Source organism: Pirellulales bacterium, assembly GCA_035546535.1.
Lineage (GTDB): Bacteria > Planctomycetota > Planctomycetia > Pirellulales > JACPPG01 > JACPPG01.
Genome location: DASZWQ010000066.1, coordinates 26,958 through 45,558, shown reverse-complemented (window position 1 = coordinate 45,558; position 18,601 = coordinate 26,958). Strand labels below are relative to the sequence as shown.

Genomic DNA, 18,601 nt, shown 5'->3' with positions numbered 1-18,601 from the left:
AGGGTGCGAAATGAATGATCAGCTCGGCCCGGAATTGGACCGCATGGAGCGAATCGTTGGCCGCGTGAGTTTGTCGGCACGACCGAGCGCTTCGGCCATCGGATTAAACCCCGCCACGCGCGAGGAGTTTCAGGCCGGCAGGCGAAATTCGCGTAACGCGTGTCGTTGTCAGATGTTCTGGCAAGAATCGGAGGTAGTTATCGCGTGCTACGGGGCCTTCTCAAGCCCGCCGCCGCCTTTTCGTCAGGCCTGCCCTACAGCCCGTACATATATCGCGTCGGTGTCGCGGTGGCCGATTTCGGAGCGATCTGCTCGTGGGCCGAATCGATCACGTACCGCACCGTACTGTCGGCCGTCCGCGGCGCAGCGGCAGCGACCGCCTGTTGAGGCACGGGGCGCAGCGCGAGCGCGGGATGGGAACCAGCCGGCGAGGTAACGACCGACAACTGCAAATCAACAGCGAAGCGCCCCGTCGCATCACCGACGATCCGCCAATGCGGCATGACGGCGACCGATTGCTGGATGGTTTCGAGGCCGCGCTGCGACCGGCTCGTCGAGAGAATCGGGAACGCCCAAAAGCCGGCCGGCTCGGACACGGCCAGGCTGACATCGAGCCCCTGGCAACGATCCACCAGCCGTAGTGAAGGGGCAGCCGGCAGATCGACGCGCCGCCCCAGGTCCGAGAGCACCTGGTTACGGGCGTCGACAAAGTAACGGTCGGCGGTGCCGGGCGGAAAGCCGGCAAAATTGAACTCAATGGCGAACTGCAAAGGTTGCCCCGGCGGCAGCCCGGTCAGCTCGTAATGAACGTTCATCGTGGCGCGCTCGGCCCACAGCGTAACTTCCTTCGTGACCGTAACGCCGCGTCCCCACAGGTGGCCCGCCCGCGCAAGCTGCGCGCAGACGCCCTCGCCGGTGCGGCGCAATCGCGCGCGGTAGCGCCCCTGCACGAAGTCGCCACGCTCGATCGCGCGATTCATGGCAACCTCATCGAGCGTGGCACTGGCATCGAAAAAGTGATCCAGCAGGCTTCTGCGGCAGTGCGCGTCATAGACCAATGGCTGGGTAGTTGCTTCGTTGTCGCTTGTCGCTGTTGCGGAAGGCTGCGGGTGGTACGGTTCCGGGCGTCTGGCTAGCGTGGCCAGTAAGTTCGAGCCTGTCTCACGGACGTCAAGCTCGTACAGACTGCCACCGGCTTCCGGCGCGAGAAAAAGTGACAGCTTGCTATTGGCCAGCTGTAATTCCTTGTGGACGTCCAGATTGAAATCATCGATCGTGGCCGACAGCCACGGCTCACTGCGGCCGGCGGCGGTGTCGAGATGCTTTTCGGCCTCAATCAGGTTTTGATAAACCGCCTGGCGCAAGTGCGGCACGTAGACGCCGCCGAAGATGCCATGCCAATACGCGCAGCCGCACTGGGCGCGATAGAGAGCCTGCTGCGCCTCGCGCACGACGGCGACCGTCGGGTCGTCATCAGCTTCGGCGGCGGCCGCTTCGCAGCGCCGACTGACGGCCAACATGCGGCAATACATCTCGTCGATTTCGGGATACTTCACGCGGAAATTGCGCCAGGTGCCCTGCGGCCGAGAACTTCCGCTCGACAGCGTCGACCAGGTATCCATTTCGCGGTAGCTCCCCTCGGGCACGTAAACCTTGCCCAAGGGGGGCACGTGATCGATCGTTTCGCCCAGCGTCGTCACGCGCAGCCAATCGGCATGGGCCGTGAGCGCCGCCAGGAAGCGGCGCAGCCATTGCCGCTCGTACACGCGCTCGCGCATGCCGGGCCACGAGCCGAACTTCTCGGCATCGTCGGCGTAAACCATCACGGCGCCCGGCGTGGCCTGCGCGATCCCGCGCAGATAGGCGATCGTTTCTTCCGGCTCGGCAAACGGAATCAGGTAGCGCAACTGCTCGTCGCCGGCAAACAGGGCCACGAGTTGTCCGGCCGCTTCGGTCAAGTAGTACCCACGCAAGCGATCGTTCGCGAGGCCGGCCGCGTGAAAGTGGTAATCGTCGAGCACCGTGTGCTCGATGTCGCAAGCGGCCATATCGGCCGCGATCGAAGGTTCCCAAATCCGCTCGGCAAGCCACATGCCGCGCGGGCGGACACCGCACAGTTGGCCTAGCCGGCGGCCGAACGTGTCGATCTGCCCGCGCCGGTCGGTGTGCGAGAGCATCGGCAGGATCGGATCGTGATAAGCGCCGCCCAAGATCTCGATGCGTTGGGCCGTAACCAGCTCGCGCACCCGGTGCAGGTACTCCGGATGCCGCGCGGACAGCCAATCGACGAGCGAACCGCTGACGTGCAAGTTCACCGGCAAGGAGGGATATTCGGCGAGCGTCTCCAACAGAGGGAGATAGCTGTCTCGATAAATCTCCTCGTTGACCGCTTCCAGATTGCCGACCGGCTGATGCTGGTGCAGCACCAGCACGAGGCGCAAGGGGTTCGTCATGATCGAATTCCGTTTCGCTGTTGCTTGTCGCCGTGCTCGCGATCCTTCGCGCGCCCTAGTGCCCGACGGGTCCCCAAAAGGGCGCGCACGCGAGCCAGAGCGATCGTAGCCCAGCCGGGGCGGAATCTCCAAGAGCAGTCGCTAGCTGCGACCTCGGGGGCGGGCAAAAGCCTCGCGGAATGTCGCGAAATGGCCGCTTCTCAATTGATCAGAAACGGGCCGAGGCGATCCTCGCCCGTCGTGGGCTCGCGGCGTTCCCACTCCCGACGCAACTCGCCAAGACCGTAGGCGCACAGCTCGAACTCATGGCTCAGCCGTTCGAGGATCTCGTTCTCGTTGCGGTGGGCATCGTGCTCGATGGTGCTGGCAATATAGTACGCCCGCTTGCCCTGCTGCCGGTAATCGAGCAATCGATCGCTGCGTCCCTCGCGCTCCATGCGCTTGAGGAACTCGGGATACACGCCGGTCCAGAAGAGGGTGAAGTCGCCGATGTGGCGATGTACCTCGCGGCGCGCGTCACCGGCACGGGCTTCGGCCTCGACGAGCATCGTGGCCACCTCCTCGAGCCGCCGGCCCGAGAGGCTGCGAATCTTGTAAATGGCGTCGGTGTGCGTGAACCGGGCCAGCAGGGTCGAGATGTAATCGACCAACGGAGGATCGGCGACGCCGAGCCGCGTTTGAAACACGTACTCGGTCAAACCGGAGAAGAATTGGTACAAAGACGCCTGCGAGCGGCTTCGGTCCATACCTGGCTCTCCTCTGCTCGCCGGGAGTGTCCGCCACGCTGGCGAGCCGTCTCATCGGCACGACCTGTGCGCCGTGCCACTGTTATATTTTTGCCTCCTCCCGGAAAAATGGCAACGTCGAAAGGTGCCATGGATCGTGGCAAATAATCGGTTTTGCCTTGATGCGCCCGCAACGCTCATTCGCTTTGCGCCTCTGGATCAGAAGAAGAACGCCTGACGCGGACACTATCGCTGGCGGCCGCCGGGCGTTTACGGCGCGCGGCGATACGCTTCGCGTTCGAAGGGGTTGTCCCAATAAGGCTGCCGTCCGGTGAGCCAGAGGGCGAGCGCGCATAGGCCGTACGCCGGCAGGAACGCCGGGCCCCAGCGTTCGTACTGCGCGACATGGACAAGTTCGTGCTCGCGCGTGTCCTCGAGTGCCTGCTGATCCAGGCCGAGAACCACGTGCCCGAGCGTGAGGGCCGCGGCTCCGCGCACCAGTGGCGTATGACGCAACAGCCACGTCACCGCGCCGCCCGAGCATTCCAGCACCCGGCCGCGGCGGCAAATATTTCCGCCACTCGCGAGGCCGAGCAAGCCCGCGACGAGACCCAGGATCGTCGCAGGAGAAGCCCAGACGATGACGAGAACGGCGCGCAGAGTGGCCATTGCTTTGATCAGGTAGGAAACGTCTAGCCTGGCACGAGCAAGATCTTGCCATCGCGCCCGGCCTGCATGGCGTGGGCCAGGGCATCCTTGATGCGCGAGAGCGGATAGGTGGCCTCGACGTTGGTCTTCAGCCTGCCGGTCGCAACGAGCTTGATCAATTCGGCGAAAACGGCCATCTGATCGGCCGGCGTCGCCTGGTTGAACCAGTGGGCCAGCCAGAAGCCACGCAACGTGACATTGCGAAAGATCAAATCTTGTTGCGCGACCTGGCACGGCTGTCCGGAAAGCGCTCCGTAATTCACGACCGTGCCGCCGGGCGCCACGCAGTGCGCCAGGCGCGCCGTCGCGTCACCGCCGATGGCATCGATCGCCAGTCGGATCGCGGCTTTGTCGGTCGCCTCGGCCACGCGCTTGTGCAAATCAGGCCCATCGACCACCACGACATCGGCCCCCAGTTGCTTGAGCGGCGCGACGAGCGACTCACGCCGCACGACATTCACGGTTTTCAAGCCGCGCAAACCGGCGAGCGTGATCAGGTACGAGCCGACGCCGGAGTTGGCCGCGTTTTGAATCACCCACTCGCCTGACTTGACGTCCACGATATCGCGCAAGAGAAGTAGCGCCGTCGGCGGATTGACGGTCAACATCGACAATTGCTGCCGGTCCGCGCCGGGCGGCATGGGAAACAATCGCGCGGCAGGTACCGCGAGCTTTTCGCGCCAGGTACCGGCGCCGGCAGGCAAGAGCACGATATCGCCCGGCTTCACGTTCTTGACGTCGCCGGCCACCTCCAGCACGCGCCCCACGCCCTCGTTCCCCGGCACCGCGGGCAACTTCGGAAGAATCCCATATTGCGCCGACAGCGTCAGCACATCCGAAGGATTGATCGGCGACGCCTCGAGCGACACGATCGCCTGGCCTGCGGCCGGCGCGGCCGGATCGGGCAACTCGACGCATTGCGCCACTTCCAAGGGCTGACCGAACGCAGAAATCTGCACGGCTTTCATAGGGAGATTCCTAGTAGTTCCAACTTTCGATCCAAGTTCTGGGATGCGCGGCTGCAGGAATGGCCTGCGCTCGAAACGCCGAGCTCACGACTTGCGCGGCGCCGTAGCTGCCGGACGCTCGGTGAGCGTCAAATCGCGCGCCAGTGCCTCGCTCTCGGCTCGCCATTGACGATCCGCATGGACCAGCGGCGCGAGGTTGCGCCCGCACCAGCGTCGAGCGACGGCGACGCCGCGCCCGTCGCCGTGGTTCTGCAGATTCCACTGCCCATCGTCGAGCAAAAGCGCCGCGGCCATAAGTCGCGCGAGGCTAAACGCGAACGAGCGCGCTCCGGCTTGCTGGAAATCGCGCCCTTCGGCAAGCGCCGCCGGTAAAAACTGGCGCACTTGGCGGGCGGCGTCCTGAGCTTGCATTACGGCAGGGCTCAATTCGTCGAGCGTGATGCCGGCCAAAAGCTCGTCGATCTCGGCCATGTACGGGCCGAAGGCGTCGCTCTTTTCGATCGCCCGCAGCGCGTCGAGGCTCAGTACGTTCGTGGTCCCTTCCCAGATCGACAGCACCTGGGCATCGCGCAAAATGCGCGGGAAACCGGTGTTTTCCACGTAGCCGGCGCCGCCAAACCCTTCGACCACTTCACTCGCGCTCGCCACCGACTGCCGCGCCGTGTAGAGCTTGGCCAGCGGAGTGAGCAACCGCAGCACGGCCGACTCGTCGCTATTTGCCGCGCCGCATTCTTCCTTGCCCAAGAGATCGAGTGCCCGGAAGGCGAGTTGGAAGCCGGCCTGAAATTCGATCGCCAGGTCGGCCAAAGTTTCCACGTGCAGCGGCTGATCAATGAGGAACTTGCCGAACGCTTCGCGGCGCTGCGCATAGTCTCGCGCCAAGGCCAGCCCACGGCGCATGCCCGAGACGGCGCCGATCACGTTGTGCAAACGCGTGATGTTCACGAGCGTTGTGATGTTCCGCACGCCGTCGCCGGGCTCGCCGATCAGCTTGGCTCGTGTGCCTTCCATGCTCAATTCGGCGGTCGGCAAGCTGCGGGTGCCGAGCTTGTCTTTCAGGCGATGAATCACGATGTGATTCAGCTCGCCCGAGGACCCGCGCGTCTCGAGATAGAACAGGCTCAAGCCGCGGCTGCCGGGGATTGACTTACCGGCCCCGTCCTCGATCCGCGCCAGCGTCATCGTCATTTGCGACGTGGTGGCCGAGGTGAACCATTTCGTGCCATGCAGTCGGTACCAGGGACCGCCCTCGTGTCGGGCCACGGTCTCGGTCCGGCCGACGTCCGAACCGCCGGTGCGTTCGGTCATCCACTGTCCGCTGGTCCAGAACGTTGCCGGATCGCGCGTGGTCAGGCGGCGATAGGCGCCGGCCTTCAACTCTTCGTCGCGCATCACCTCGATCAGCCGCGCCGCACCGTCGCTCATAGCCAGTGGGCAGGAATACGTGGCCGACGAAGGATTGAACAGATACAGCTTGGCGTACTGATAGATGCGCGACAACGGGCCGAGCTTCCGCTCGTAGCCGATCGCCACGAGCCCCTCTTCGGCGCTCACGCGCTCCAGGTCTTGCCAGCCGCGCGCGGTTTCGATGTGGTCAATGCGGCGGCCCCACGGGTCGAATTGCACGAGCTCGGGTTCATGGGCGTGCGCGTCTTCGCCCATCGCCAGGATGTCGGTGACGACCCGCCCGCCGAAGCGGTGCAGGTCGGGCTCGATCTCGGCCAGCACGTCGCGCGGCAGCCGCCGCATCAGGTAGCGGCGCAGCACGTGGTCGTCGTCGTATTGATTGGCCAGAACCGGCGGATCTTGAAAGAACTTGGCCACGAGTGGTTCTCGCGCGATTCGTGCGCGCGCTCCCGAAAAGGCCTTCGCATGCGGCCATGTGAAAGGAGATTACGCCGCCGAGTGCATTGTATCCAAGCGGCCTGCCCCCACAACGAAGCCACGCCTCCGCGCGCCCATCCGCGCCGCCCCGTCGCACCTGCGCAGGAGGACGACACAACCGCTCCTTTGGCATCAAATATGCGGCTTTTGCAGCCCGCCCGGGCACCGGCGGTCGATTGTGACCCCTCCCCCTGTAAGCTACGTTCAAACAGGCGATCGTAGCCGGCACACGCCGCACCAAACGCCCGGAGAGTCCGCCAGAAAGTGAGGGATCTCGACCGATGACCGATTCACACCCAGAACCACGTCCGGCGGCTGCCGGAACCTTCGAAAATCTAGGTCGCAAGCTGGACGAGCGCCCCGAAGTGCGCGCGGCCGAAAAGGCGCTGCGCGCGGCCCAGGAGCAGCTTGAACGCGCCCTGTCGCAATACCAAGACGTTCGCCACCAGGCGGCCGAGAACTTTGCCGAGGCGCGCCGCAGCAACTCAGGCGATTGGCTGTCGGCCGTCCTGGAGATGGTACGCAAGTACCCGGCTCCTGGCGTCCTGTTGGCGCTCGCCTGCGGATGGTTGTGCGGCCGGATATTCCGGCGGTAGGGAATGAACGCACGGCGTCCGCCGTTGCGCTTGGATCCGGAAGGGAAGGCCGCTCATGGCCGTGCGTCGCGTCGTAGATGCTGATGTGCTGTTTCGCAAGCGGCAACTGCGCGCCGAGATCGCGCGCACCCGCACGTCCACCCGTGCCACCTTGGCCGCACTCAAGCACGAACAGCGCCGCTTGACCTCTTGGAAGACGTACGTGCGGCGATTTCCGATCGCTTCGCTGGGGACGGTTTTCGGGGTCGGCCTGTGGCTGGCCGCGATGCGCCCGGGAAGACAGATTTCACGATCCGTGGCCACGAACCTGATTCAATGGGGCGTCGCCTCGGCGCGGAGCCGGATCCTGGGGGATCTGCTCGACGTGTGGACCAATTTCCGCTCCTCGGGGGACCGGCCCGGTCCCGACTGACGACCGCGTTAACCACCAGCAATTATGGCCGACCAAGACGAAACGCTGTTTGCTCCCACGGTGGCCGAGATCCATCGGCTCCGCGACGAGCTGCGCGCTGCCGTCGCGGCTCGTTGGCAACTGGCCCGATTCGAATTGGGCGTAGCCGTGGGGGACGTGCGGCGATTGGTGGTCGCTCTCGCCGTGGCAGGGCTACTTGCGCTGGTTTCGCTACCAGTCCTGGTCGTGGCTGCCGCTACGGCCCTGGACGGGACGTGGGGGCTCGATCGCACGGCGTGGCTGTTGATATGGTTTGCCGGCCTCGTCGTCGCGGCCGTTGTCGTCGGCGGGCTGGGCTGGCTGCGTTTCCGTCGGCACTTCGTGGGGCTGGAAGAGACGCTCGAAGTGCTACGCGAGGATCAGGCCTGGCTAGAATCGCTGAGCGGGCAGAAGTGATCTCGCAGCCGGCCGAGCGGTTTAAGAATTTTTTCGCGCTGCGATGCGTACAGGCGGCTAGCGCACCTGTGCCAGACTCCAGGGGTTTGCAGTCTCACCCTCGGCACCGGCCAATCCTAACCGACGCCCGGAATAGCATCCTGGTCGCACATCGAGTCCATGCCCAACCGCGTCCGCAATTCTTCGAACTCGCGGAAGTAGTTGTCGCTCGACGAATGCACGTGCTCGGCTTCGGTGATGAACTTCATCTGGTCGTCGCACGGAACCTGGCGATCGCGGAAGACGTTCTCGAACTGCGTCAGGTCTTCACCGTAGACGATCAGCAGCTTGTGTTCGTCGAATTGCACTTCCTGCGGAACCGCCGGGTTCAAGACGGCGATGCCGACGCAGCCGTCGTTCAACAGCAGGTCTTCGTAATCCCACAGGATGCTCTTGAGCACCGGCATGTCGATGTGCTCGCGGTACAGGTCCACGTGTCCGCGTGCTTCGCGGTTGTGGCTCGTTTCCAGCACGACGTCGACTTCCGAACCGAGCGGATCGAGCAACTCCATGAAGACTTCGAACAGTTCCTCGCGCGACGCGGCGCCCATCAGCACCGGCACCGAGCAACGGTTATCGGCATCGTTATACACGTCATGCCGGTAGCCCTGCCGCGGTACGACCTGCAAGTCGTACGACGGCCGGATGGCGTCGGTCAGCGTGAAGTTGCCATAGCGCGAAACGCCCAGGTGGGCTTCCAAGTCGGCCTCGCTCAATTGCTCGAAGCTGCTGGTGCCCGTCGGCGCCGCGCCATCGCGGAAAACATTGCGGAAGAAGCGTTTCAAAAAGCCCATGGATCTAAGGGTCCCGAGTCAGTTGTTTGGGCAGCAATACGTTGACGCGGCCGGCGAAAGACCGATCCTCAAAAAACACTAGGTCACATACTTCTCACACAAGGCCCCCCGGGTGCGGTTTCGTGGTCGCTGGCCCGCGGGCGGCGGCAGAAACGGTACGATCCGACTGACAGGCAAAACCGCTGCCGGCCAGCGCCTGTGCGTCCTTTAACGCCTGCGCTGGACGGCCCTAGGGCTGAAAACTCAAACGAGACCGACCATGTCGTGTCGCGCAATGGTTCCTCGAAATTTAGTCTAGCACCCGGCCTGAATTTGGTTGCCCAATCGACCGGCCGCGCTGCGAAGAATTCATGCCTTCCTTGGTGAGACGTGCGTGTTGTGAAGGATGTGGCTTCGTCCCAGGTTTCGTACGCCAAAAACTCTGTCAGGCGGTCGCCCACACCGACAAGAAAACGCCAACAAAAAAAGGAAGCCTCTCTCACGCGGACCTGCGTGAAAAAAGACTTCCCTGAGTCGTTCTGTCAGTCAGTTGTGGTGTAACGTCCTGGCGGGGCGCTGCAATCAGCTCCCTCGACATTCAAACGTTACACGCGTCTGAGGAATCCTTCTCCCCCGACCATTCTCGGCTGCTACCACTACGGTACGCGTGCTGAGTATATTTCGTTCGGATCGTTTTGCAGGGCACCGTGCCCTGCGCCTCACCGTCGCTACGACACGAACCGCGATTCGGACGGGTTTGACGCTCCGAGGCTGCGTACCCTCCGATCGAGTCATACTCCCCTTATGCCCACGATGAATCGTACGCGGATCGGCCGAAGAATCCAGAAATCCGTCAGGTCGTGGTTCGTTCCGTCCCTGCTGGCATGGGCCTTGAGTGGTTGTAGCACGGCGATTTCCGGGCCGCCGCCGCAAACCGACGGTGCGGAGCCCGCCGCGCCCGAGGCGGCAAAGTCCGCCAACGGCAAACCCGCTAGCGATGCTCTCGCCAGGTCGCTAAGTGCGCTGGTGGGGCAGGAACAATGGGACGTGTATTACCTCGGCGGTGCCCGGCTTGGTTACGCCGTGACGCGCTGGAAGGCGCTTCCCGGCCAAGCGGATTTGATCGAGGCCCAAGGGGCCTTGCGGTTATCGGTCAAGCGCTTCGGCGAGGAATCGACCTCGGAAGTGAAGATGTCGGTCGTTGAAACGCTCTCCGGCGAAGTGCAGAGCTTCACGTCGGATACGAAGATGGGCCCGACGCCCGGCATCGTCGCGGGCCGCGTGGGCGATGGCACGATCGAGATCACGATCAGCTCGGGAGGTCAGAAACGCCGCAGCTCGATGCCGTGGCCGCGCGAGGCGCGCGGCTATTTCGCCGTCGAAGAAAGCCTGCGACTGCGCCCCATGCAGCCTGGCGAATCGCGTACGCTGTCGACTTTGATGCCGGTCTTTAACCAGGTCGGCAAAATCGAGCTACGCGCCAAACAGCTCGAGTCGACGAGCTTGCTTCAAGGAAAGCGCGAGCTGCTGCGCATCGAGACAATCACGACGCTGCCGGGCGCCAAGCCGATCGACGGCGTTCAATGGACCGATGCCGACGGCGTTACGCTGAAGACCGTCGTCACGGGGCTCGATCAGGTCGCTTATCGCACCACGAAAGAGGAGGCGTTGCGCAAATCCGACGCCCAGGTGCTTGACCTTGGTCTGTCCTCGCTGGTGCGGCTGGCGCGGCCGCCGGCCGATCCGCACCACGCGAAACAGATCGTGTACCGTGTCCACCTCGACGGCGGTGACCCGGCGACCGTCTTCGTTTCGGATGACAGCCAACGCGTCACCGCTGTGGATGCGCATACGGCCGACGTGCTGGTGCGCGCTGTCCGCCCGGGAGGTTTGGCCAAGGACTCGCCCGAGAGGACTGCTCCTACGGACGATGACCGGCAGCCCAACAGCTTTATTCAAAGCGACGATCCGAAGATTATCGCGATGGCGCGCGACGCGGCCGGCGCCGAGCAGGATCCGTGGCGTACCGCCGTGGCGCTCGAGCGCTACGTTCACGACAAAGTGGCCGAAAAGAATTACTCGCAGACCTTTGCCACAGCCGCCGAAGTGGCGCAGAGTCTGGAAGGGGATTGCACCGAACATGCCGTTTTGCTGGCGGCGCTACTACGTGCCCGTGGCATCCCGGCGCGCGTCGCGGTCGGCCTGGTCTATGTCCCGACCGAGCACGCTTTCGCCTTTCATATGTGGACCGAAGCTCTTATCGCCGGGCAATGGATCGGCCTGGATGGCACGCTGGGCCTTGGCGGCATCGGCGCCGGGCATCTGAAGCTGGCCGCCACGAACCTGAAAGAATCCACCGCCCTGGCCAGCTTTCTGCCGGTTGCGCAAGTGCTGGGCAAGATGAAAATCGAGGTTAGGCCGTAGCCCTCGCGATTCATGATGCGCGATTCCGTCGCGCGCTTCATTCCGGCAGCCGAAAGCTCCCCAGGAACAACTGGCTGGCATGATCGGCGGTGCGATTCGACGTCCACATCAGTCGATTACCATCGGGCGAAAACACCGGCAACACGTCGGCCGTCGGATTGTCGGTGACGCGCGTGATCGGACCGGGCGCGATCTGCCCGTCTCTTTTCTCATAGCGCATCAGCCATAGATCGTAGTTCGGCCGGGCCTGAGGATCGGTGTGATCGGCGCCGGTCCAGATGATATACGGCTTTGCCGGATGCCAGTAAGGAGCCCAGTTCACGGAATTCGGGTTCGAGGTCAGCGGCGTCTCGTGCGCGCCGTCGATACCGATGACGTAAATCTGCAAGAAGCCTTCCTTGTCGCGGTCGCTGCGGAAAACCACCCACTTACCGTCAGGCGAGATGAACGGCCCACCGTCATAGCCGGGGGCATTGGTGAGTTGCCGCACGTTCGAGCCGTCGGCATTCATCAGGTAAATGTCCGGATCGCCGTCGCGCGTGCTGCAAAACACGATCTGCTTGCCGTCGGGCGAATACGATCCTTCGGCATCGTAGCCGGGCGAATCGGTCAACTGCCGTAACTCGCCACCGTCGAGGTTCGACTCGAAGATGTCCATGAACGGGTCGAAGTTCCACTCGTAGCGCCGGCGGCGTCCGGTCTTGGCGTCGTCGGCTTGTTGTTGTCGCTCGGCGTCCTCGGTTTTTTCGAGTTGCGGGTCAAGGTGGCTCGACGCGAAAATCAGCTTCTTGCCATCCGGCCGGTAATAGGCGCACGTCGTGCGGCCGCGCCCCGTGCTGATGCGATGCGGTGCGCCGCCGGCGAGCGACTGGCGATAAATCTGGTAGAAGGGGTAATCCCTGGGCACCGCCTGGTAGACGATCTCCTTGGCGTCGGGCGAAAAATAGCCTTCACCCGCCTTCACGAAACCGTCGGTCACTTGTTGAACGCCGGTCAGGAATTTTCCTTCGATCGATTCCTGAGCGTTTGCAGGTTCGTGAACCAGGCTGCCGCAGACGCAACCCACGAGCAGCGCAAGCGCGATTCGTCCTGGCAGGTTCTGCTTCGGCCGTATGGTCGACGTGCGATAACGAGCTCGGATACTCAAGCGGTTTTCTCCCGGATCGAGGGGCACTTTGGTAAGATGCTTGACCGATTATAGACGCGCGCCCCCGGCCCCGCACCTTGGCCGCTCATCGCGATCTTTCGGAGAAGCAGATGAAGATTTATACGAAGACCGGTGACACGGGCGAGACAGGTTTGTTCGGCGGCCCGCGCGTTCCCAAGGATGCGCCGCGGATCGAAGCCTACGGGACGGTGGATGAGCTGAACGCCGTGCTGGGGCTTGCCCGCGCCGAGGCATTGCCCTCGGATATCGACCTGTTGGTGGCGCGCATTCAAAACGAACTGTTTGATCTGGGCGCGGAGCTGGCGACGCCCGATCCCCAGGCGAAGAGCATGGCCATGTTGAACGCCGGCAGCATCGCGGCGCTGGAACAGGCCATCGATCGCCACGAAGCTCAGCTGGCTCCCTTGCGGCAATTCATTCTGCCGGGTGGTACGCGTGCAGCGGCGCTTTTGCACCTGGCGCGCACGGTGTGTCGGCGCGCGGAGAGACGCCTGGTCACCCTGGCGGCCACGGAGCAAATCGGTCCGACGCTGCTTGTGTACCTGAATCGGCTCAGCGATCTGCTCTTTGTCCTGGCCCGGGCTACGAATCAATCCGCCGGTCGTGCCGATGTCCCCTGGCAAAAGTCGCCCACGTAACCGGTGAGAAACTGTCACCCGGTCGCCGTGAACTCCCTCTCCCTTCCGGGAGAGGGCCGGGGTGAGGGGAACGGAATCAGATTCGACCTCGAATACCCTCACCCTAACCCTCTCCCGAAGGTAGAGGGAACCTCCTTGCTCGGCCGAGACATCACACGCTGATCATCCACTACCGGCGCAAGGATCGGCTTTACTAATCGTGCTTCTCTTCGGTACCTTGTGGGCGCTTTCGTCGGGGGGAGGCCAAATGCCAGGGTGAGCGCGCTTGTGGTTGCTTATATTCCGTCGCAATCAACCGCCCACCAGCCATCACACACGGAATTCGAATTTCAGGCGGACGATCCGGGGCCGGTTATTCGGCTGGCGTCTTGGAACGTTCCTTACCGGGGAGGGCGTAGCATGTTGGCAACGAGGTTCTTCGCGACGCTCGTTTGCGCGTGTTGGCTGGCAGCCGTCGTCGTCGAGCAGGCGGTCGCACAGCCGGCCATCACGCCCGAGGCCGCGGCCGAAGTGCCGGCCGTGATCAATGAAACGCCGGAAAGCTCGCACATCGAGCCTCCTCCACAGCCGATCGACAAGGGAGATCACGCCTGGATGCTCGTCAGCTCGGCGCTCGTGCTGATGATGACGGCGCCCGGCCTGGCCCTTTTCTACTGCGGGCTGGTTCGTAAGAAGAATGTGCTCAGCGTCATGATGCAATGCGTTTTCCTGATGGCCTTGATGACCGTGATCTGGGCTCTGTGGGGTTATTCGCTCGCCTTCGGCGGCGTGCCGGGTGAGGCGAACTACAACCCCTGGATAGGCAATACCGACTTCCTGTTCATGCGCAACGTGCAGCCCTTCGAAAAGGACGGCGCCGTCATCTATCCCGTCGAGGGCACGATCCCGCGCCTGACGCACATGCTGTTCCAGGGCATGTTCTTCATCATTACGCCGGCCCTGATCTGCGGTGCCTTCGCCGAGCGCATGAAGTTCAGCACCATGGTCGTCTTCATGATTCTGTGGGGGACGCTGATCTATTGTCCCTTGTGCCATTGGGTATGGGACGGCGGATTGCTGGCTTGGGATATTCCGGGCGGCACGAAGACTGACGGCGCCCTGGTCGGCGCCCTCGACTTCGCCGGCGGGACCGTCGTGCATATCAGCTCGGGCGTTTCGGCGCTTGTTTGCGCGCTAGTGATGGGCAAACGCCTGGGCTTCAAGGCCGAACCGATGCCGCCACACAACCTGACGTACACGACGGCCGGGGCGGCGCTCCTATGGGTCGGTTGGTTCGGCTTCAACACCGGTAGCGCGCTGGCCGCGACCGAACAGGCCGCTGCCGCATTCACCGCCACGCATTTTGCCGCCGCGGCCGGGGGGCTGGCCTGGGCCGTCATGGAATGGATCACGCGCGCGAAGCCCAGCGTCCTGGGGACCTGCTCCGGAGTCGTGGCGGGCTTGGTGTGTATTACGCCCGCGTCGGGTTTCGTGCAGCCGATGCCGGCCTTGGCCATGGGAGCCGCCGCCGGCGTCATCTGCTTTCTGGCGTGTACCACGCTCAAGACCAGGCTCGGCTATGACGACTCGCTCGACGCCTTCGGCGTACACGGCGTGGGAGGCACGCTCGGCGCTCTCCTGACGGGCATTTTTGCCACCAAAATTGTCGGTGGCGGAGCCGTCCCCTTGGGCCTGCTGGAGGAAATGAAGGCCGGCGCCGCGCCGGCATCGATGGCTCATCCCGGCATCCTTGCCCAGGCCGTCGCGGCAGGCGTCACTTGGGTCGCGGCCGCCGTAGGGACGTTTGTCATTCTCAAGGTCTTGGACGTCGCGATGGGACTGCGTGTCTCGCAACGCGAAGAAATCCAGGGCCTGGACCTCAGCCAACATGGCGAGGAAGGCTATATATTCATTTGATTCCAGCGTCCGCAATCCAATACTTATTTGTGGCCGGCCGCGCGGCGCGATCCAACCGCCGCGCGGTGCGGGCGGGGCTAACCAGGAGTTGAGCGATGAAGAAAATCGAGGCAATCATCCGCCACTTCAAGCTGGAGGATGTCAAGAATGCGCTGGCCGCCGAAGGGATCCAGGGGATGACGATTTCCGAGGTCCGCGGCTTCGGGCGCCAGAAGGGGCATACCGAAATGTATCGCGGGCAGGAATACACCGTCGATTTCGTGCCCAAGGTGAAGATCGAAATCGTCGTGCCCAACGACGGCGCCCGCCGGGCCATCGACACCATCATGCGGGCTGCGCAAACGGGTCAGATCGGCGATGGAAAAATCTTCGTCGTCAGCCTGGACGAGACCGTGCGGATTCGGACCGGCGAAACTGGCGAAGAAGCGGTCTAGTGCTCTGTTACAGCTAAAAGTTGGAGTTGAGGCCGATCGGCAGAGCACTAGCTATTTGTTTGCCGCCGAACCACTTGCGTGTTCGGCGGTCGTGCTTTGCCAACCATAATTCTCAGTGTTGACAAAGCACTAGTACCCTCGTTGCTAATTTGATCGAGCGTTTGACATTGCGACCTATCATTCTCGCCAGCAAGCAGCGGCTCGTCGAAGGACGTGAGAAACTCCGCCAGCGGCACGCGCGTGGGGCCTTCGGTTCGCAAATCTGCGCGGCGATGACCGACCTGTTCGACACGATCGTCCTCGAACTTTACGAGGCGGCGCTTGCGGATATCGGCGAAGCCGGTCCACACGGACTGGGCACGCAAATCGCCCTCGTTCCGCACGGTGGCTACGGCCGCCGGGACGTCGCGCCGTTTTCCGACGTCGACTTGATGATTCTGCACTCACCCGGCGCCACCCGACGCGTGACACCGCTGGCCGAGCGCATGGTGCGCGATCTGTTCGACGTCGGTCTGCACCTGGGGCAAAGCGTGCGCACGGTGCGCGACGCCTGCGCGCTCGGTCGCCAGGACGCCACGATCTGCACGTCGCTCATCGAATCGCGCTACCTGTCCGGCAGCGTTGGCCTGTACACGCAGTTCGCCCATCGCTTCGAACGGCAGACGCGCCGCCGGGCTCGCCGCTTGATCGCCGAGATCGACGAAGCCCGCCACGAAGAACGCTCGCAATACGGCGAGACCGTCTATTTGCTCGAGCCGAACATCAAACGCTCGCAAGGAGGCTTGCGCGACATACAGCTATTACGGTGGGTCGGTTTCGCGCGGCATGGCGTGACAGAGCCCGACGGCTTGCGGCTGGCGGGCGAGCTGTCGCGCCCCGACCACGATCATATCCGCCGCGCGGCTGAGTTCCTGTTGCGGATTCGCAACGAAATGCATTTCCACGCCGGCAAGTCGAGCGACGTGCTCGACCGCGCCGAGCAAATGCGCCTGGCCCAGTTTTGCGGCCACGAAGGCTCGGCCGGTCTGCTGCCGGTCGAGCAGTTCATGCAGGAATATTTTCGCATGACCAGCGGCGTGAGCAATATCGTCTCGCGCTTCGTGACGACCGCCCGCTCGGCTCCTGGCTGGCTGGAAGTGCTGAGCCCGCTCTACAGCCATCGGTTCGAGCACGACTTTCGCGTGAGCCGCAATTACGTGTCGGTCAATCCGCGCAGCCTGGAACAAATGCGGACCGACTTGGCGCAGATCCTGCGTCTGGCCGACGTAGCCAATCGGTACGATAAGCAGATCGCGCATGCCACGAGTGAGGCCATTCGCCAGGCGGTGCCCAGCCTGCCGGACGAAGTCACGCCCGAGGTGGCCTCGCGTTTCTTGTCACTGATGGACCATCCGGCGCGGCTGGGCGAGCTATTGCGGAATCTGCACGCGATGGGCGCGCTCGAGATCATCATTCCGGCCTTTACGCACGCCCGGTCGCTCTTGCAATTCAACGAATATCACAAGTACACGGTCGACGAGCATTGCCTGCGCGCCGTCGAAGCGGCCACGAATTTCTGGCACGATAAAGGGCCGCTGGGACGCGTCTATCGGCGCATCAAACGCAAGTGGCTCTTGCACCTGGCCCTGTTGATCCACGATCTGGGCAAAGGGTTTCCCGAGGACCACAGCGACGTCGGCCGCGACATTGCCGATAAAATCGGGCAGCGACTGGGCTTGCCCGAGGCGGACACGGAAACGCTCAAGTTCCTCGTACACAAGCATCTGCAGATGGCGCACCTGGCGTTTCGCCGCGACACGAGCGATCCGCAGTTGATTGTCCGCTTTGCGGTCGAGGTCGGCTCGCCCGAGGCCTTGCAAATGCTGTTCGTGCTTACGGCGGCCGACTTCGAGGCCGTTGGCCCTGGCGTGCTCAACGGTTGGAAGGTGCAGGTACTGACCGAAGTCTACCGCGCGGTCATGGTCCATCTGGCGGGCGACGCGCCGGCCTTGCGCAACGAAGACGTTTTACGCCAGCGGCGCGAAGACGTCCTGGGCCGGCTCAAGGACGAAGACTATCGCACCTGGTGGGGCCGGCAACTGGCCGCGGCCCCCGCGCCTTATCTGGAAAGAACCGAGCTGGATCAGATCCTAACCGACTTCGAGCAACTACATCGACTTGCCCCGGGAGATGTCGCTGTACAAGCCCAATATCTGAAGGACGCCCACACCGTCGAATTCAAAATCGGCACGTACGAAGCGATTACGCCCGGCGTTTTCCACAAGCTGTGCGGGGCGCTCGCCAGCCAGGGTTTGCAAATCCTGTCGGCCGAAATCAACACGCTGGCCGACGGGCTGGTTTTCGACCGCTTCTGGGTGCTCGACCCTGATTTCGCGCACGAGCCGCCGGCCGGCCGCATCGCCGAGATCGAGCGCGCGATCGAGAACTCGCTGAAAAGCCCCGCCGACAGTCGCCCGGCGTTTCGCCGCGTGTGGCGGCCGGGCAGCAAACAAAGCCCGCTCGCGCTCAGCCCATTACCGACGCAGGTGCGCTTCGACAACAGCACCTCGGACCGCTTTACGGTCATCGAGTTCTTCGCAGCCGACCGCATGGGACTGTTGTACACGATCACCCGCGCCTTGTTCGAACTGGGCCTGTCGATTGCGGTGGCCAAGATCGGTACGTATCTGGACCAGGTCGTCGACGTCTTCTACGTCACGGACGCTGCCGGCCAGAAAGTGACGGACGTGGGGCGCATGGACGAAATCCGCGCGCGGCTCCTCGCGGCCGTGGAAGAACTGGAAAAGGCCGAAGCGAGCACCGCGCGGTCGTTTTAAAGGTCTTCTTGCAGATTGCCTTGTTGTTGTGGGTCCGATCTGATGAACGACCGAGACCAAATCTACATCGAGATTCTTGAGGTCGCTTTGTGTCGGATACGCGATCTAGCCCTCAGCGGCGCTTGTGAACAGTGCGCGATCGAAGCCGACCATGTTCATAACCTCCCCTCGCTCGTTGGGGAGATGAACGAACATCGGCATGCTTATTACCTTCAGGCAGAACGCAAGCTGT

The 18,601-nt window shown here is 63.2% G+C and carries 15 protein-coding genes; 8 read left to right on the top strand and 7 right to left on the bottom strand.

Annotated elements, in window-relative coordinates; all coding sequences use genetic code 11:
* Positions 1-254: 254 nt before the first annotated feature.
* The 5 genes from VHD36_09000 to VHD36_08980 all read right to left on the bottom strand — a co-directional run bounded on the left by VHD36_09000 (position 255) and on the right by VHD36_08980 (position 6,678).
* Positions 255-2,453, bottom strand: a complete 2,199-nt coding sequence (locus VHD36_09000) for an alpha-amylase/4-alpha-glucanotransferase domain-containing protein (protein ID HVU87448.1) — start codon at positions 2,451-2,453, stop codon at positions 255-257.
* Positions 2,454-2,653: 200 nt separating this feature from the next.
* Positions 2,654-3,199: a hypothetical protein gene (locus VHD36_08995; GenBank protein ID HVU87447.1), complete on the bottom strand. Its 546-nt coding sequence runs from the start codon at positions 3,197-3,199 to the stop codon at positions 2,654-2,656.
* 249 nt (positions 3,200-3,448) lie between these two features.
* Entirely contained in the window at positions 3,449-3,847 is a 399-nt protein-coding gene (locus VHD36_08990; GenBank protein ID HVU87446.1) for a hypothetical protein, read from the bottom strand.
* Between the two features lie 23 nt (positions 3,848-3,870).
* Positions 3,871-4,854, bottom strand: coding sequence for a zinc-dependent alcohol dehydrogenase family protein (locus VHD36_08985; GenBank protein ID HVU87445.1), 984 nt, complete (start codon positions 4,852-4,854; stop codon positions 3,871-3,873).
* Positions 4,855-4,938: 84 nt separating this feature from the next.
* Positions 4,939-6,678, bottom strand: coding sequence for an acyl-CoA dehydrogenase family protein (locus tag VHD36_08980; protein HVU87444.1), 1,740 nt, complete (start codon positions 6,676-6,678; stop codon positions 4,939-4,941).
* Positions 6,679-7,019: 341 nt separating this feature from the next.
* Between VHD36_08980 and VHD36_08975 the strand changes: the two genes are divergently transcribed.
* Genes VHD36_08975 through VHD36_08965 form a run of 3 tightly spaced genes read left to right on the top strand, consistent with a single transcriptional unit; the run spans position 7,020 to position 8,181 of the window.
* A complete protein-coding gene (locus VHD36_08975; protein ID HVU87443.1) occupies positions 7,020-7,334 on the top strand; it encodes a hypothetical protein in 315 nt (104 codons plus the stop codon).
* Between the two features lie 55 nt (positions 7,335-7,389).
* Positions 7,390-7,746, top strand: a complete 357-nt coding sequence (locus tag VHD36_08970) for a hypothetical protein (protein HVU87442.1) — start codon at positions 7,390-7,392, stop codon at positions 7,744-7,746.
* A gap of 24 nt (positions 7,747-7,770) precedes the next feature.
* On the top strand, positions 7,771-8,181 hold the full coding sequence (locus tag VHD36_08965; protein ID HVU87441.1) for a phage holin family protein: 411 nt from the start codon (positions 7,771-7,773) through the stop codon (positions 8,179-8,181).
* Positions 8,182-8,297: 116 nt separating this feature from the next.
* On the opposite strand, the gene VHD36_08960 is transcribed toward VHD36_08965, so the two are convergent.
* Entirely contained in the window at positions 8,298-9,014 is a 717-nt protein-coding gene (locus VHD36_08960; protein ID HVU87440.1) for a hypothetical protein, read from the bottom strand.
* 870 nt (positions 9,015-9,884) lie between these two features.
* On the opposite strand from VHD36_08960, the gene VHD36_08955 reads away from it, so the two are divergent.
* Positions 9,885-11,417, top strand: a complete 1,533-nt coding sequence (locus tag VHD36_08955; protein HVU87439.1) for a transglutaminase family protein — start codon at positions 9,885-9,887, stop codon at positions 11,415-11,417.
* Between the two features lie 37 nt (positions 11,418-11,454).
* Here VHD36_08955 and VHD36_08950 read toward each other — a convergent pair whose 3' ends face one another.
* Complete coding sequence (locus VHD36_08950; GenBank protein HVU87438.1) at positions 11,455-12,564, bottom strand: biopolymer transporter Tol; 1,110 nt, start codon at positions 12,562-12,564, stop codon at positions 11,455-11,457.
* A 110-nt stretch (positions 12,565-12,674) separates the two neighbouring features.
* Here VHD36_08950 and VHD36_08945 point away from each other — a divergent pair, with 110 nt between their 5' ends.
* The 4 genes from VHD36_08945 to glnD all read left to right on the top strand — a co-directional run bounded on the left by VHD36_08945 (position 12,675) and on the right by glnD (position 18,369).
* Positions 12,675-13,223, top strand: coding sequence for a cob(I)yrinic acid a,c-diamide adenosyltransferase (locus tag VHD36_08945; protein HVU87437.1), 549 nt, complete (start codon positions 12,675-12,677; stop codon positions 13,221-13,223).
* 399 nt (positions 13,224-13,622) lie between these two features.
* Positions 13,623-15,119 carry an ammonium transporter gene (locus VHD36_08940; GenBank protein ID HVU87436.1) on the top strand — a complete coding sequence of 499 codons (1,497 nt, stop codon included), beginning with the start codon at positions 13,623-13,625 and terminating at the stop codon, positions 15,117-15,119.
* Positions 15,120-15,214: 95 nt separating this feature from the next.
* Entirely contained in the window at positions 15,215-15,553 is a 339-nt protein-coding gene (locus VHD36_08935) for a P-II family nitrogen regulator (protein HVU87435.1), read from the top strand.
* Between the two features lie 167 nt (positions 15,554-15,720).
* Entirely contained in the window at positions 15,721-18,369 is a 2,649-nt protein-coding gene (glnD, locus tag VHD36_08930; protein HVU87434.1) for a [protein-PII] uridylyltransferase, read from the top strand.
* The last annotated feature ends 232 nt before the right edge of the window (positions 18,370-18,601 follow it).

Bases quoted from the DNA above. Each gene is read 5' to 3' on its own strand.
- VHD36_08940 (HVU87436.1), top strand. From the start codon at position 13,623: ATGTTGGCAACGAGGTTCTTCGCGACGCTCGTTTGCGCGTGTTGGCTG.
- VHD36_08975 (HVU87443.1), top strand. From the start codon at position 7,020: ATGACCGATTCACACCCAGAACCACGTCCGGCGGCTGCCGGAACCTTC.
- VHD36_08960 (HVU87440.1), bottom strand. From the start codon at position 9,014: ATGGGCTTTTTGAAACGCTTCTTCCGCAATGTTTTCCGCGATGGCGCG.
- VHD36_09000 (HVU87448.1), bottom strand. From the start codon at position 2,453: ATGACGAACCCCTTGCGCCTCGTGCTGGTGCTGCACCAGCATCAGCCG.
- VHD36_08985 (HVU87445.1), bottom strand. From the start codon at position 4,854: ATGAAAGCCGTGCAGATTTCTGCGTTCGGTCAGCCCTTGGAAGTGGCG.
- VHD36_08945 (HVU87437.1), top strand. From the start codon at position 12,675: ATGAAGATTTATACGAAGACCGGTGACACGGGCGAGACAGGTTTGTTC.
- VHD36_08990 (HVU87446.1), bottom strand. From the start codon at position 3,847: ATGGCCACTCTGCGCGCCGTTCTCGTCATCGTCTGGGCTTCTCCTGCG.
- VHD36_08965 (HVU87441.1), top strand. From the start codon at position 7,771: ATGGCCGACCAAGACGAAACGCTGTTTGCTCCCACGGTGGCCGAGATC.
- VHD36_08935 (HVU87435.1), top strand. From the start codon at position 15,215: ATGAAGAAAATCGAGGCAATCATCCGCCACTTCAAGCTGGAGGATGTC.
- VHD36_08995 (HVU87447.1), bottom strand. From the start codon at position 3,199: ATGGACCGAAGCCGCTCGCAGGCGTCTTTGTACCAATTCTTCTCCGGT.
- VHD36_08970 (HVU87442.1), top strand. From the start codon at position 7,390: ATGGCCGTGCGTCGCGTCGTAGATGCTGATGTGCTGTTTCGCAAGCGG.